7 protein-coding genes and 1 pseudogene are annotated in these 16,050 nt (G+C 62.0%); 6 read left to right on the top strand and 2 right to left on the bottom strand.

The genetic code is table 11. The features are described 5' to 3' along the window. Window positions 1-830: 830 nt before the first annotated feature. From FHS55_RS11255 to FHS55_RS11230, 6 genes and pseudogenes are all read left to right on the top strand, one after another. On the top strand, window positions 831-4,361 hold the full coding sequence (locus tag FHS55_RS11255) for a glycosyltransferase (protein ID WP_183189862.1): 3,531 nt from the start codon (window positions 831-833) through the stop codon (window positions 4,359-4,361). A 323-nt stretch (window positions 4,362-4,684) separates the two neighbouring features. Further along, entirely contained in the window at window positions 4,685-5,692 is a 1,008-nt protein-coding gene (locus tag FHS55_RS11250) for a glycosyltransferase (protein WP_183189861.1), read from the top strand. A gap of 30 nt (window positions 5,693-5,722) precedes the next feature. Next, the gene (locus tag FHS55_RS11245) at window positions 5,723-7,042 is read left to right on the top strand and encodes a glycosyltransferase family 61 protein (protein ID WP_183189860.1); all 1,320 of its coding nucleotides are present in this window, start codon (window positions 5,723-5,725) and stop codon (window positions 7,040-7,042) included. 448 nt (window positions 7,043-7,490) lie between these two features. Further along, window positions 7,491-8,156 (top strand): IS30 family transposase, encoded by a 666-nt coding sequence (locus FHS55_RS11240; protein WP_183189859.1) that lies wholly within the window; start codon window positions 7,491-7,493, stop codon window positions 8,154-8,156. 6 nt (window positions 8,157-8,162) lie between these two features. Next, a pseudogene (locus tag FHS55_RS11235) lies at window positions 8,163-9,045 on the top strand (IS3 family transposase); the annotation flags it as partial. 1,137 nt (window positions 9,046-10,182) lie between these two features. Beyond that, window positions 10,183-11,148 carry a crotonase/enoyl-CoA hydratase family protein gene (locus FHS55_RS11230; protein ID WP_183189858.1) on the top strand — a complete coding sequence of 322 codons (966 nt, stop codon included), beginning with the start codon at window positions 10,183-10,185 and terminating at the stop codon, window positions 11,146-11,148. A 51-nt stretch (window positions 11,149-11,199) separates the two neighbouring features. Here the strand turns inward: FHS55_RS11230 and FHS55_RS11225 are convergent, their stop codons facing one another. Together FHS55_RS11225 and FHS55_RS11220 are read right to left on the bottom strand one after the other, a co-directional pair. Beyond that, on the bottom strand, window positions 11,200-13,698 hold the full coding sequence (locus FHS55_RS11225; RefSeq protein WP_183189857.1) for a sensor histidine kinase: 2,499 nt from the start codon (window positions 13,696-13,698) through the stop codon (window positions 11,200-11,202). Further along, window positions 13,682-15,868 carry an EAL domain-containing protein gene (locus FHS55_RS11220; protein ID WP_246340068.1) on the bottom strand — a complete coding sequence of 729 codons (2,187 nt, stop codon included), beginning with the start codon at window positions 15,866-15,868 and terminating at the stop codon, window positions 13,682-13,684. The genes FHS55_RS11225 and FHS55_RS11220 overlap by 17 nt, the downstream gene beginning before the upstream one ends. Window positions 15,869-16,050: the final 182 nt, after the last annotated feature.

The raw sequence follows: 16,050 nt of genomic DNA, 5'->3' as shown, positions 1-16,050 counted from the left end.
GTTGTCAAGCCCCCGTTGTTTCCTCCTAAATGCCGAGAATTTCCTGCCAGCCTCAACGGCGCGATCAGCTCTCGCGGCGAACGGTAGCCCCGCGCTTTAAAACATCCCCGAGGCTGCGGCCCGCGACGGCGACCGCCCCCCCCCGATCCGCCGGCTGAGGCGGGAACCACAGCGCGCGACGGATGAGCCCCCCCGCCCCCACAAAAGCGGCCGAGTTCTTCGCCGCTCCCGATCGGACCCACGCGCGGAACGGGATGGCATCGCCAGCGGGTCGACAGGCGGCACAAAAGGCAAGCCGAGTGTGCCTGGAAAGATGCACGGCGGCTCAAAACGACTGTCACCCCACGGATGGATATCGGAATCCGGTGGATACCGGGGGCCGTCCAATCGTGCTCACGCTTACCGGCGGACATCCCGGAGATGAGCCGCGAAGCGCAAACCGGTGGCACGGCCCGAACCGGCGGTACACGCACCGAGACATGCAGACCGCCGCGAACTCGCGAATGTGCCGCCTCGCGTGACCCGTAGGCCCGTAGGCAGGGAGCTGCGTGACGCCTGAACTAGCACGCGGACACGGCCTCAAAGGAATTGGCGACGCAGAAGCGATCAGGCAATAGCCGTCAAGAACGAGGCTGATAACAGGCGTACGGGCCCTGCGACAGCCCGCCAAGGGCCGCTAGCTATCTCCGCGCGCGGGGCCGTGTGTTGCGCTCGGAAATGGCCTGAGCTAGTGAGGGTGGAAGGGCTTACCGGCTGCGGCCGTGTCGATATTTTTTGCGATGCGGCTCAGCTTAGATAGTGGTTAGCTTAAGTCGGGGGGGGCTTGGCGCGTGGGAGAGATTTTTCGGTACGAGCAGAGTGATGTGCCACTTGATTTTACCGGCGAGCGGATGACTTCTGCTACCTCGGGACAGATCGAGTTCGAACATGTACACCGATATTGCTTGGCGCGGGAGTATTGTCGCGGTAAAAAAGTAGTGGATGTCGCTTCTGGAGAAGGATACGGCAGCGCACTTCTCGCACAGGTTGCAGAAAGCGTCGTCGGCATCGAAATTTCTCCCGACGCCGTGCTGCATGCTAGCAGATCCTTTGTCCGCCCTAATCTAAGGTTCGCGTTGGGGGATGCGCGCGCGCTGCCGATTGGTGACGGCGAGGTCGACGTCGTCGTCTCGTTCGAGACCATCGAGCATCTGCTCGAACATGAGATATTTATCTCGGAAGTCCAGAGAATATTGAGTGCGGACGGTATCTTTATCGTCAGCTCTCCCGATCGCGATGTCTACTCCGCGGGAGCGTGGGTCAATCCGCACCATGTAAACGAACTTACCAAGGATGAATTTACCAAACTGATAGCCAGTCGCTTTTCCTGTCATCAATTTCTTCAGCAACGGCCGATGATTGGATCGGCAATTTTTGCTGTCGATGGAGACACCTCCGGCGCACTGACTTTCGAGCGCCGAAATATGGATTACCTGGAAGCGTCACAAGGATTATCGCGAGCACCTTATCTGATTGCGGTGGCGTCCAACGCTCCTATTGAGCCAAGGGGGCACAGTGTTTACATCGATTATCGTTCGGTGAATGACGCGATCCAGAGCGATGGGATAGAACGCCTCGAGAGGGAGATTGAGCGCAACAAGGCCGAAATCCAATACCTCCAAAAGGCAGCGGACCACGCTCGTGGCTCCCTTTGGAAGCAGGCACGGGAGCTGAACGACGAACTCAAGACGCAGGTAAGAGGGTTGCACGAGGAGCTCAATGAGCAGGCTCGTGTAGATAAGATGCGGGTGCTCGACCTCCTGACGCTGATAGCCGAAATTCGCCCTTTAGCGGCAGAAACGAGGCGTCGCAACTGGCTTCAGGTGATACTAGGCCGTCTCAAGTCCGGAATTGCTGCCAGCGCACGCATGCCCGCAGCCAGGCGAGACTCCAAGGCGCTTGCGTCCCGACTGCTTGAGCCGCCCTCGCTCTTCGATGTGGCATGGTACCTCGATCAATATCCCGACGTCCGTGCATCCAACGTGCCCCCCCTGCTTCATTACCTCCGCTGGGGTGCGAAGGAGGGCAGAGACCCCCATCCGAACTTTAAAACACAATATTATTTGGACCAATATCCGGATGTGAGGGCCTCAGGCATCAATCCGCTGGTTCACTATTTGGAGTACGGAGCCAAAGAGGGGCGAGTTACCCGTCCGCCAGACAGGGAAGAGGCGCCCCACGACGCCCCGGATTTGGCCGTGGCCGGGCGCAGGGCATACCTCGCGGAAGGCTTCGATCCGCATTGGTATAGGCGCGCCTATGAAGATGCCGCGGCGAGCGACCTTGACCCACACGAACATTACCTTCGCTTTGGCTACCTGGATGGCCGGCCCGCCACGCCGTGGGCGGCGTCAACGCCACCTCTCCTGCCTCATGCCTTGCAATTCGAGAAATGCCTCGACCCCGAAGTAACGATCATCATTCCTGTCTATAAACATCACGTTGATACGTTGCGTTGCCTGCACTCGATAATGCAGGATACTATCAATATTGTCAGTTATGAGATCATCGTCGCAGACGACTGCCCAACCGACCCCACAGATCCGCATCTCGCGGAGGCACAGGGGATAACCGTGCTTAGCCAGCCCGAGAATCTCGGCTTCATTCGGAACTGCAATTCGGCAGCCAAGCATGCCAGAGGAAAGTATATCGTTTTCCTGAACAACGATACGCTGGTTCGGGAAGGCTGGCTGAACAATTTGGTCGACGTTGCGCGTCGCGACGAGAAAGTCGGCATGGTTGGGGCCAAGCTTCTCAATGCCGATGGGACGATCCAGGAAGCCGGCGGGGTCATATTTCAGAACGGCTGGGGTTATCCTTACGGCCGAGGCGACGATCCGTTCGACGCCAAATACAACTATGTCCGTGAAGTCGATGTCGTGACCGGCGCCTGCTTCTTGGTTCGCAAGGATCTGTTTGACGAACTGGGACCGCTTCGCGATGATTTTGCACCAGCCTTCTACGAAGAATTTGATCTTGCCTTTGTCTTTGCGGACCATGGCTACAAGATTGTCTATCAACCGGCGAGCGCGCTCTATCACCTCGGCAGCGAGTCCTATGGGCCGGAAGTCCGCAACCGCCAGTCGGTGATAAATCACGAGAAGTTTTGTGCCCGCTGGTCCGAGCGCCTGGCACTGCACGCCGTGGATCAAAGGAGCATCTTTCGAGCGAGAGAGCGTCAGCCCCGGTCTGGAACGATACTTATAATCGACGATTTTGTTCCCCAATACGATAAGCATGCGGGAGCACTGACGACCTTCCAATACATAAACCTTCTGCTCAACGAAGGCTTCAAGGTCATATTCATACCGGACGTGCGAGTCGCGATTGAGCCCTATGTCGGACATCTGCAACAGCTGGGCGTGGAGGTGCTCTACGATCTCCCCGACTTCGAAGGATGGCTCGAACAGGCAGGACTATGGCTGGATTGGGTTTGGGTTGCTCGTCCGAATGTCGCCCCCAAATACATCGAGCCGATCCGGCGGCTAAGTCGGGCACCTATTGTGTATTACACGCATGACCTGCATTTCCTGCGGGAGATGCGACGCTATGAGCTTTTCCGCCATCCGGAGGCGCTGGAGATGGCCGAGTCGCTCCGCGAGACCGAGATACGCCTGTTCCAGCAGGTGGACTGCGTGACAACGCCGAGCCTGGCCGAAGCGGATGTCATCGCGAAACTCGTACCTCATGCCGTCGTCAAGGTCCTTCAGCCCTATTTCTATAAACAGGATACGAAAGCTTCAGTGGCCGATTTGGGCAGCCGGCGCGGCATCCTGTTCGTCGGTGGGTTCAGTCACGCCCCCAATGTCGACGCTGCGCTTTGGCTGGTCGGGGAGATAATGCCGCTGGTGTGGCAGCAGATCCCTGACGCCAAGGTCATGATCGTTGGCAGCAATCCTCCGCCAGAAGTGATGCAGCTGGCAGGCCCCCTTGTGGAAGTGCCCGGGCATGTTCCGGATATTAGTTTTTACTATGCGCGAGCACGGCTGTCGCTGAGCCCACTGCGGTACGGCGCAGGCGTAAAGGGCAAGGTGGTTGCCAGCCTCGAGGCGGGGGTTCCCGTCGTTACGACGCCGGTCGGCAATGAAGGGATCGAACTTCTGCACGGCGCCGAAGCCATGATCGGCACGACGACGTCACAGCTGGCGGATCATGTCCTGCAGTTGTTCAACGACGATGATCTGTTGCGGCGACTGTCCGACAACGGCCTCAAAGTGGTGCGTGAGCGCTTCTCGGAGCAAAGTGCCAAGGCGGGTTTCCTGGACGCTTTGCGGGCAGCGACCCGCCACCATTCAAGGGGAGAACTTGACGCCAGATCGTAGTCCGGTCGAGGTAGATCACCTCTCGCCCAGCATCGATCCTGCCAAGGTTCGACCCAATGGCGAGGGGCGAGTTTGATCGGAGGCGTCTTCCTCGGCGAGGCTGGCACGATCTATCGGCGCAGATCACAGTCCTCCTCCCGGCAGCGTGGGCGGCCGGGAGGAGCAAATCTGAGCCAATCGGCGCCGCGCACCTGGGCGCGTACCGAGGTCCGCTGTTGGACGAATTTCCTGATTGCTCGACGCGGGTCACCGGCTTCTGTATGGTCCCAGTGCCAAGGAGAGCGCGAGCAGGACTCGCAAGTAAAACTAAGTGAGCAATGCCAGTGAGTATAGACATCGATCCTGACAATAATTCCGAAAATTCGGAAAATCGAGATCGCCTGGCAGGTCAGGAGGGCGAAGAGCCTGATCGCACTGCTTATTTAGCGGACCAGTTATCGCATCTTGACGCGATGGTACGCCGTATTGAAGCACAGTACGCAACATCTGAGCGTGTTGCAGCGCTTCATACCGAGATCTATGAGTTACGCGTTGCGCTTCAGCGAGAGGCCCGACGCGTGGACTATGCGCTGGCGGAACTGGAAGGCCTAGCGTCGCTTCGCGACGAGTTCCATCAGGCGAGGCGAACCGAGGAGTATCGGAGGGCTTTTACCGACCCCGAGCCGCTCGTCTCAGTCTGCGTAACCACTTATAATCGCTCGAGCCTTCTGATTGATCGCTGCATCACATCCTTGCGCGAACAGAGCTATCGCAACCTTCAGATTATCGTCTCAGGCGACCATTGCACCGATGATACCGCCGAGCGGCTCGCGAAAGTGGGGGATCCCCGGATCGAGTTCTATAACCTCGACCGTCGAATGCCTTACCCCCCGCCAGGCAAGGAGCGCTGGCTCGTCGCCGGTAGCCACGCCGGCAATCTGGGGCGCTCGCGAGTGAAGGGGCAATTTGTGACCCACCTCGACGAAGACGATACATTCGATCAGCGTCGTATCGAGATCGTTCTGGCGGCAGCTCAGCAGAATGAGGCGGATTTTGTCTGGCACAAGTTCTGGTATCAGCAGATGGACACCTCCTGGTTGGAATGGGGCAACGGAAAACTCGAACTCGGGCAAGTCGGCCTGGGTATGATTTTCTATCATCGCTTCTTTTCGAAACTGCCCGCAAACGTATACGCCTATAGACTGGATGAACCGGGCGACTGGAATTTCATAAGGCGCATCATGTATTTTCGGCCTAAACTTCTTTTTATACCTGAAGCACTAACAAGGTATTATAAATATCCTGCGAACGACACCCGGCAGCAAACAATTGATCATGAGTTTTTGGACTAGATGAGTTTTGTATAAAATATCGAAAAATTTATGATTTTCGAGGCACTGATGATTGATTCAAAATCGACAGAAATTCGAGAACGGATAGCAACATCTAATATTTACCCTTATGCTCCGGCAGCAGCCGGTGGCTTTTTTAATATCAAGCTTGAGTATCTGGAAAAAGACGCAGCCCTGGGGGTCGCCGACCGGTTTGGCGAGGCCCTTCTGGGGCAACCAAACCTCGGACGAACCATGGCGCTTCGCTCCCTTTATGAGCAAGCAAGTGCGTCGGAGACATTCTTTCAGCAGGTTTGGCCGCGCGGTTCTCATACTGTCCGCATGCCCTTGGTCTGGGGAGTGGGCCGGCAGCCGGACGTTCGGGTTCCGCAGCGGCAAATTTTTTGTGCGACCCTGTCTGATGCGCTTGTGACGGGCCGGTCAGGCATGATCCGGATCGGCAATTCGGTAGTCGTTGATTATTTTGACGACGAACTTAAGGACTGGCCCGTCGATTTCAGATTTGACCCCATTATATTCGCCCACACTGATGACGAGGCTGTGGTAGTCGGGGCAGGCGACGACGCTCCAGAGATAAGTGAAGCAATAAGCTTGCTCGGATGCACTTCATTTGCCTTCGGGCACTGGATCTCTGAATATATTCCCAAATATCTTATTTTTAAGAAAATTGGAGCGCCAGACGGCATACCCATTCTAATCGATGCAGATCTTCCGCCGCAGCAGCGTGAAGCGATGGCATCCTATACCCAGGGGCGTCATCCGATTATCGAAGTTGCCGGCTTTTCGTCGGTCAGGGTCCATAAATTGTGGGTCGTCAGCACGTTGGGTTTCGTCCCTATACTGCCGAAGCCGGGTACACCCATTGGCCTCAACCATATCTCCCCGCCAGCGGATTTCGTCGCCGACCTGTTTCGCGATATCGCTGGAACTCTTCCAACTATACCTTTCGGCGGATCTCGCTTGTATCTCGCCCGAAAACCCTCGCTGCACAGACGACTGATCAACCACGAGGAAATTACGGATATCTGCAAATCGCGGGGGTTCGAGATCGTCTATCCTGAAGAGCACAGCTTCGAGCGGCAGCTTTCACTCATTCGCATCGCTGACTATATCGTGGGCCCCGATGGTTCAGCCTTGCTGATGGCTGTGCACGCTCGACCAGGAACCAAACTCTTGATTATGAATCATCCGTTCTTGGAAAATCTTCCCACTCTGACTCATATATTGGAGGAAATTGGTCTGGATGTACAAATACTGGAGGGCGAGTGCACGAGATATGATCCGTCCTACCGCAAATTCTCGGATTACCGCATCGAGCCTACATCCTTGACCGCGATCCTCGACAGCTAGCCTCGGGGCGATCGACATTCGGGATTCGCCCGTGTGGAGCATGCTGATTCATAGGGTCCCGTATTTTGGGAGCACGGGCCCTGTGATGGCCGCGAAGCGATACGAGTTGAGCGACGCCCAACGGACGAAAATTGCGCCGCGGTTGTGAGGCAAGGCCACAGATCCGGGCCGGACAGGCTCCGATAACCGCGTGTTTGTGAACGGTTGTCTGTGAATTCTGCGCTCCGGTGCCCATTGGGGCGACCGGCGAGAGCGCTATGGCCGCTGGTGCGCGCCGGTATCGGCCCTCACTGGCCGAGGAGCAGGCCTCGATGCAGGCTTTGCGGCCCAAACCCTGCCGGCTGGCGAGCGATCCCGAGCTTTGTGCTCTGGTGGCCGACAGGCTCGAGAACCGGCGCAGCAGCCGGAGTCTGGCTGGCTGAAGGCTACTCATCCCGGCAGGAGGGAGATGCAGCTGTCTCACGAGACCATCTATCGAAGCCTCTTCGTCCAGGCCCGCGGCGTGCTGAAGAAGGAACTGCTGGCACGTCTGCGCAGCCGCCGCGTCATGCGACGCGGCAAGATGGCCACCGCCGCTGGCCAGACGCGGGGCCAGATCATCGGCGCCGTCTCGATGCGGGAGCGCCCGGCCGAGATCGAGGATCGCGCCGTGCCCGGCCACTGGGAGGGCGATCTTCTGAGCGGCGCCCGCAACAGCCACATCGCCACGCTCGTCGAGCGCCGGTCCCGGTTCGTCATGCTCGTGCGTGTCGCCGGCAAGGACAGCGAAAGCGTCGTCGATGCCCTCGTGCGTCGAGTCCGCCGGCTGTCAGAGGGCCTGATGGCCTCCCTGACCTGGGACCGTGGAACCGAGCGGGCCTATCACCGCAGGTTCACCCTGGCGACGGATGTCGCAGTCCACTCCTGCGATCCGCAAAGTCCTTGGCAACGGGGCAGCAACGAGAACACCAACGGCCTCCTGCGCCAGTACTCCCCGCGCGGCATGGACCTGTCAAGCCTGACCCAGGACCACCTGGATGATGTTGCTCTCAGCCTGAACACTCGGCCCCGAAAGACGCTTGGCTACAGGACCCCAGCTGATACCCTCAACGGAGCCGTTGCCCTGACCGGTTGAACCCACCGAGGCCTTCTTCGCGAGGGAAGCGACATGAGGTTCGCCTTCATCGCGAAGCACCCGAATATCTGGCCGGTGGCATGGCTATGCAACGCTCTGGATGTCTCGCGGTCGGGCTTTCATGCCTGGCTCAATCGCAGTCCCAGCGCGCATAGCCGGCACGATGACGGGCTCGCGACGACGATCAACGGCAGCTTCAAGAGCAGCGATCGGACCTATGGCGCACGACGCATCTGGCACGATGTACTGGCGGAAGGGCTCTCCTGCCGGCTGCATCGGGTCCAACGGTTCATGCGGGAGGATGGGTTGCGCGCCCGGCCGCGCCGTCGTGGGCTGCCGAAGGATGTCGGCGTGCGGGCCGCCGCGTCGGACCATCTGCTCGACCGCGCCTTCGAGGCCTCGGCTCCGAACCAGAAATGGGTGGCGGACTTCACCTATATCTGGACCACGGAGGGCTGGCTCGACGTGGCCGCCGTCGTCGACCTGTTCTCCCGCCGTGTCGTCGGCTGGGCGATGAAGGCAGAGAGGCCCAGCTCGTCACCGATGCTCTTCTCATGGCGATCTGGCGACGCGGCAAGCCGGATAGCCTGATGCACCATTCCGGCCAGGGCAGCCAATATGCCAGCGAGCCGATCCAGCGCCGGATGGCCGACCACGGCATCACCTGTTCCAAGAGCCGGCCGGCAACATCTGGGACAATGCGGCCATGAAGAGCTTCTTCTCGTCGCTGAAAACCGAGCGGACAGCCCGCAAGGCCTACCGAACGAGAGAGGACGCGAGGGCGGACGTGCTCGACTACGTCGAGCGCTTCTACAATCGCCGGCGCAAGCACTCGACATTGGGCCATCTCAGCCCCGTCGAGTTCGAGGAGCGAGCTGACTTGGCTTAACCTCGTGTCCACAGAGCCGCCAGCAGGCCAACGACACCGTTCATCGCGCCGTCATCGACGAAGCGCGCCCGTGACGTTGGCTCTCTGCATTAGCGTGTGGCACGTCGTCCAGGCAGCACTCGCCGCGCAGGAGCGGCACCGCCGCCGCGCCGTACGCTCACCGACCTGCCGTGCCAGTCGGGACAAGGCGAGGCGGTCGCCACACCGATCCCGAACCGCGCCGCCGCGGCTCACTCCGATGCGCCGTGGCCCACCGCTTGCAGAACCGTCAAGCGAAGATCATCCACATAATCCCGTGCCATCACGGCCTGCGTCAATGGAGACGGTGCGTCAAAACACAGGCCCCCCACCACTCCATCGAAGCGGCGTTCGGCGAACTTATTATAAAATAAGCATCTACAAACCGAGGGACGTTTAAAACGCGTAAGATCTGCGTTGGGGACTTGCCCGGCACGAAATGCTCGCGCCGAATTCGCGCCCCCTCCCCAACGCACCGATGATGGCCAGAGACCCGAACCGCGCGCCGAGGGCGCCCGCACAGCGGAACGAAAGTCGTGGGTCCTAAAAAATAGCCACCTAATAAATTTTCAATTCATCGGCGTTTTGCTTGTAGTTTCAGCCCATTCGCCGCGACGTGGACGTCAGCGCGACTGTACCCATATCGTGCCCCGCATGTCGCGCGTACGGTTCCCGGGCTGCCGAATGCCTGGGCAGCGTCGCTTGTGACGCATGGTCACGAATTTTTGTTCGTCGGCGAATCTGCCGCGGACGCCTGTCAGCGCCCTCGCATCGAGCCAAACGCACCGTCAGCAGTGCCGAAAGCCGGCGGCGGAGCGGATTGCCCTTGCCGTTCTATCCCCGGGAACGGCAAACAAGCTTTTTTAACTCACCGAAATACCGTTTGCCGGCATCGCCATTGCATATCAGGCCGCATCGGCCGCGATGAGGCCCGGCATTGCGCCGTCATACTTTCGGCCGCGCAATTACACCTTTGTCGCAGCCTTTTGCATCACTGACGCCGTTACCTTTTTAGCTCGTGCCTTGCGTTCTGAGCTTAATGTGCTGGGAACTGCCCGCGCAGCATAGGCCGCGCAGCAGGCCTTCAAGACAGCCCCACCCCCTGACTGGAGAAACACGATGACCATGGTCCGTATCAACAATGAAGCCGCCGTCCGCACCAAGCTGACCGCCGACGCCGCCAGCCTCCTGCAGACCCAGGCGGCAAAGACGATCGCCGATGTCGCCTATGACAATCTGCGCATCGATGTCGACACGCTCAATTCGACCTGCTGGTGCTTCATGGATCCGGTGGGCAAGCCGTCCTACACGCATGAGCTGATGAGCGACATTAGCCGGATGCAGTTCTCGATCCGGGACACCTTCGCCGCCCTGCCCAGCGCGGCCGCCGCGCCCTTCTCCTGGTTCGTCATGGCCTCGGCCGTGCCGGGCATCTACAATCTGGGCGGCGATCTCGGGCATTTCGCGCAGCGCATCCGCGGCGGTGACCTCGACGCCATGCGCCATTATGGCCATGTCGCCGTGGAAGCGATCCACCGCAACGCGGTCGCCTTCGATTCGCCGGTCGTGACCATGGCGCTGGTGCAGGGTGATGCGCTGGGCGGGGGCTTCGAGCACGCGCTGTCCTTCGACCTCATCGTCGCCGAGCGCAGCGCCAAGATGGGCCTGCCGGAAATCCTGTTCAACATGTTCCCCGGCATGGGCGCCTACAGCTTCCTGTCGCGGCGCATGGACCGCGCCAAGGCGGAGGCGCTCATCCTCTCCGGCCGCATCCACACGGCCGAGGAACTGCACGAGATGGGCGTGGTCGACGTGCTGGCGGAGGATGGCCAGGGCCAGCAGGCCGTGGTGGATTACATCGCTCGCCACAACCGCAAGCAGAACGCCCACCAGGCGGTCTATCGCGCGCGCCGGCGCGTCAACCCGGTGACGCTGGCGGAGCTGATCGACGTGGTCGACATCTGGGCCGAGGCGGCGCTGAACCTGACCGAGGCGGACCTGCGCAAGATGGACCGGCTCTGCGCGGCGCAGAACAAGCGGCTCGCCGGCCTTCAGGCCTCCCCTGTCCTCGTGGCCGCTGAATGATCACGCGTGGCGATGCGCCCGGGCGGGCGCATCGCCTGCCCGCGGACGCGGTCAGCCCAAGCCGGCCTCGCGCGCCGAATAGGCGCGCATGGCCTTCTGCGTGCGCTTCAGTTCCGCCTTGGCGACCCGCGCGAATTCGGGCGCGCCCTCCCGCAATTCCTCCCCCCGCAGATCCCGCCACGGCGCGCAGATCCGGCCGAGCGCGAGAGCGCCGATATTGGCTGAACTGCTCTGCAGCGCATGGGCATCGGTGCGGAAGGCCGTCAGGTCGCCCCTGGTCGCGCTCCGGGTCAGCCGATCGAGCATGATCTCGGCATCGGCGAGATAGTCTTCCATCAATTCAGTGACGAATTCCGCGCCGCCGAGCCGGCTGAGGCTCTCCACCGCCTTCTCGTCCAGGCTGGGCGGCGTGTCCGAATGAACCAGCGTCGGCCGTGGGAGCAGACGGGCCGGACGGCCGGGATCGTCGCGCGCGATGCGGTCCACCGCGGCCAGCAGCGCGGCCGGCTCGACCGGCTTGATCAGGCACTCGTCCATGCCGGCATCCCGCCAGCGATTGTCCATGAGCGCCGTCGCATCCGCCGTCAGGCCGACGATCGGCAGCCGCCGCCCCCCGGTCGCCATCATGCGGTAGAGCTTGGTGGCTTCCAGCCCGTCCGTATCGGGCATGTTGAAATCCATCAGCACGATGTCGATCTGGTCCGCCTTGTCCTCCAGCAGGTCGAGCGCCTGATCGCCGGTTTCGGCCACCAGCACCGCGTGACCGGCCGCTTCGAGGATGCGTGAGAACACCTTCTGGTTGATGCGGTTGTCGTCTGCCAGCAGCACGCGGCGCGCCCGGCTCGGCCGCGCCGGACGCACGGGGGCGATCGGACCCGTCGCCGGCGCCGCGAGCCGGGCGGCGAGGCTGAGGGCGTGGCGCATCTCCTCCAGGCTCGGACGCGCCGATATGAGGCTGGCGCAGCGCTGGCGCACGGCCAGCGGCGGCAGCGTCGGCGCGGCGCCCGGCTGGATCATCAGCACTTTCGGCGTCGAGCCACCCGTGACGGCCGATAGAAGCGGCAGGTTGCGGGTGTGGGGCTCGAACAGCAGGCGGATGGCGCCGGCGGCCTGCGGCGGAAACATCCGCGCCGGCCCCTGCCGCGGATCGGCGATCATCGGCCGGATGCCCAGCGCGGACAGCGTGGTCATCAGTTCCGCCAGCGACGCGGGGTCGCGGCAGACCAGCACCACACCCCGCTCGCGCCACACGGTCTCATCGGCCCGCTCATCCTCGGCAAGCGCTGCGAGGGTCATGTCGAAGCGGAACGTGCTGCCCTCCCCGAGCGCACTCTCCACCGCGATGGAGCCGCCCAGCAGTTCCACCAGCCGCCGCGCGATGGCAAGGCCGAGCCCCGTACCGCCGAAGCGGTTCAGGATGCTGGCATCGGCCTGGGTGAAATCCTCGAAGATGCGCTCCTGGTCCTGCGGCGCGATGCCGATGCCGGTGTCGGTGACCTCGATGGTGAGCCGCACGCGGCCATCGTCGGCCGGCTCGCCATCCACCGCGATCGTCACGCCGCCCTCGCGGGTGAACTTCACCGCATTGCCGACCAGGTTGACCAGGATCTCGTGCAGATGCTGGCGGCTGCCGGAGAGGCGCAGCGGCGTGCGGGGGGTCACGTGAATGTCGAAGCTCAGCCCCCGCTCGCGCACCTGCGCTTCCACCAGCCGGCGCGAATCGACCAGCAGTGCGACGAGATCGAACGGCTCGTCCGACACCGGCATGCGCCCGGCCTCGATGCGCGAGAGGTCGAGCAAGCTGTTGATCAGCGATTGCAGCGAGCGGCTGGCGACATCCACCGTCTCGACCATCTCGCGCTGCTCGGCAATCAGCGGGCTGGCCCGCAGCAGGCCGGTCATGCCGACGATGGCGGTGAGCGGCGTGCGCAGTTCGTGGCTCACGCTGGCGAGGAACAGGCTCTTCGCCTGGCTGGCCTCCTCCGCCGCCTGCGTCGCCTGCGAGAGCTTGCGGATCAACGTGCCGGCATAGGCCGGCAGGATGACGAGGCCGATCAGCAGCCCCAGCGACAGGTGCCAGCGCTCGTACCAGAATGGCGTGGTCAGCACGACGATGCCGAAACAGATCGTCGCCACCGGAATGGCGATGGCCAGCGAGGTGAGGCCGAAGCGGAAGCCGTTGCCGAAGATCACCCAGAGGTAGATCGGAAAGAACAGCGCGGCCACCTCCCCGCCCAGGTGCAGCTGCCAGGACAGGAACCCGCAATCGAGCAGCAGCGCGAAGATCCGCCGCGCGCGCGACACGCCGGGATAGAGCAGGATATGGCCGAGCACGCCCAGCGCGAGCGGGATGTACAGCGCCATCACGTTCAGCGCGTAGCCGAGATCGCTGCTGCTGCGGTTCACCACCAGAACGAGGACGATGATGAGCGAGAAGACGAGCCGGTTGAAGCTCATCTCGTGTTCGCTGTCAGGGCGGCCGCGCAGCCGCGCCGCCATCCAGCGGAAGGGCACGCCGAGAGCCTGAAGCGCCCTAGCCCGGGCCCGCATGTTCGCTCTCCGTCGGCCTCGACGCGACGTCGGCGTTCGCCCGCTCGTGCTCGCTCACCCAGGTGGCGAAGGCGTCGGCTGGAATGGGCCGGCTGAAATAATAGCCCTGCACCTCGTCGCACCCTTCCGAACGCAGCAGCGCCAGCTGCGATTCCTCCTCCACGCCCTCCGCCAGCACCTGCAGATGAAGGATATGGCCGAGATCGATGATGGTGCGCACGATGGCCAGCGCGCTGGGATCGCTGCCGAGATCCTGCACGAAGGAGCGGTCGATCTTCAGCCGGTGCAGGGGAAAGCGGCGGATATAGCTGAGGGAGGAGTAGCCGGTGCCGAAATCGTCGACCGAGAGGGTCACGCCCAGCGAGCGCAGCACATGCATCTGCGTGACGATCTGCTCGTCATGGCCCAGCAGGATGCCTTCCGTCACTTCCAATTCCAGCGATGTCGGGCGGAAGCCGGTGGTGCGCAGCGCGTCCTTGACGAGGCTTTCCACGCCCTGCCGGCGGAACTGGATGGGCGAGAGGTTCACCGCGATGCGAAGTTCGCCAAGGCCCTCCGCCTCCCATAGCGCGCCCTGCCGGCAGGCTTCGTTCAATGCCCATTCGTTGATGGGCACGATCAGGCCGCTTTCCTCCGCCAGGCCGAGGAAGGAGGCCGGCATCAAGAGGCCGTGCTGCGGGTGCTGCCAGCGCAGCAGCGCCTCGCCCCCCACTACCTTGTTGCTGCGCAGGTCGATCTGCGGCTGGTAGAACAGAACGAATTCGCGCCGCGTCAGCGCGCCGCGCATCTCCGCCTGCAACTGCGCGGTCTGGCTCGCGCGCGGGCGCATGTCGGCGGCGAAGAACCGCCAGGTGCCTCCACCGAGCGACTTGGCCAGATACATCGCCTGGTCCGAGTTCTTCAGCAGTTCGTCCGGGTCGGTTCCGTCCAGCGGCGCGAGCGTGACGCCGATGCTGGCGCCGATCTTGAGCGCCTCCAGGCTGTCCTCGTCGCTGTTGAGCAGGTGAAGAATCGCCTGCGCCAGCCGCTCGGCATCCTCGGGGCCGTCAATATCGGGCTGCAGGATGGCGAATTCGTCGCCGCCCAGCCGCGCGACGATATGCGTGCTGCCGACCAGCCCGGTGAGCGCCCGCGCGACGCGCTGGAGCAACTCGTCGCCCCGGTGATGGCCGTGCGCGTCGTTGATGGCCTTGAAGCGGTCGAGGTCGATGAAATGCAGCGCGAAATGCTGGTCGCCACGTCGCCCGCGCGCCAGTTCGCGGCGCAGGTGGTCGCGCAGCATCATGCGGTTGGGCAGGCCCGTGAGCGAATCGTGGCTGGCAATATGTTGCAGGCGCTTTTCGGCATGGCGCCGCTCGGTGATGTCGATGGAGGTCGTCAGGACGCTGGCAATATCGCCGCTCCCGTCATAGAGCGGCGCCTTGCTGGTGAGATAGATGCGGACATCGCCATTGGGGGCCTGCACCTCCTCCTCGCGGGAGGGGATGGCGCGGCCGGTCATCACGACCAGCTGGTCGAGGCGACGGCTGATATGCGCCCGCTCCTCGCCTAGCAGCACCTCGATGGGCTGGCCGACCAGATCGCCCGGCAGCTTGCCGATGAACGCGGCCTGATGGGCGTTCACGAACACGCAGCGCCCTTCGCGGTCCGTCGCGCTGATCATGGCCGGTACGGTATCGATAACCTGCGCCAGCGCCTCCCGGCTCTCCCGCAGCAGCTGCTCCTTGGCGCTGAGCGTGCTCTCCAGAAAATCCGCGCGCCGCAGGATCTGCAGCTGCTGCGTCCGCAGCTTCAGGAGGTTGCGCGCGCGGGCAAGGAACTCGACGTGATCCACCGGGCTGAGCAGGAAATCCGTGGCTCCCGCCTCTAGAGAGGTAAGCCGATACTGCTGATCGCTATAGGCCGTGACGACGATGATCGGCACGTCCCGGTTGAGCGAATTGGCGCGGATGGCGGTAATCAACGCCGCGCCGGACATCATCGGCATCTTGTAGTCGGTAATGATCAGATCGGCGGTGTGCTCTGTCAGCCAATCGAGCGCCTTCGTCGGGTTTTCAAACGAGCGGACGTTGACATTTGATTCAAGCTGCCGGGCAAGCCTCGAATAGATGCGCCTATTGGTCGAGCTATCATCGATGATCAGTATTGTGGGCATCAGTTCTTGCGCCATCAGACACTCGAAACACGTCTCACAATAGCATTAGCACGGTGAACCGCGAACACCGGATAACGCTGGACGCTGCTTTTAAAATGGTCGGTCATGAAACCGGCTCCGATGGGGAGCCCGCCTTATCCGGCCGCACTCTGCGCAGATCGCTGGCATGGACCGCTCTCTCGGTCCGCCGGACGCAG

This window comes from Ancylobacter tetraedralis, from assembly GCF_014195655.1.
In the GTDB taxonomy this organism is placed as follows: Bacteria; Pseudomonadota; Alphaproteobacteria; order Rhizobiales; family Xanthobacteraceae; genus Ancylobacter; species Ancylobacter tetraedralis.
This window is presented reverse-complemented; position numbering and strand designations above follow the sequence as displayed.

Coding starts and splice junctions, on each gene's coding strand:
- FHS55_RS11230 (WP_183189858.1), top strand. CDS start 10,183: ATGACCATGGTCCGTATCAACAATGAAGCCGCCGTCCGCACCAAGCTG.
- FHS55_RS11240 (WP_183189859.1), top strand. CDS start 7,491: ATGCAGCTGTCTCACGAGACCATCTATCGAAGCCTCTTCGTCCAGGCC.
- FHS55_RS11225 (WP_183189857.1), bottom strand. CDS start 13,698: ATGCGGGCCCGGGCTAGGGCGCTTCAGGCTCTCGGCGTGCCCTTCCGC.
- FHS55_RS11220 (WP_246340068.1), bottom strand. CDS start 15,868: ATGGCGCAAGAACTGATGCCCACAATACTGATCATCGATGATAGCTCG.
- FHS55_RS11245 (WP_183189860.1), top strand. CDS start 5,723: ATGATTTTCGAGGCACTGATGATTGATTCAAAATCGACAGAAATTCGA.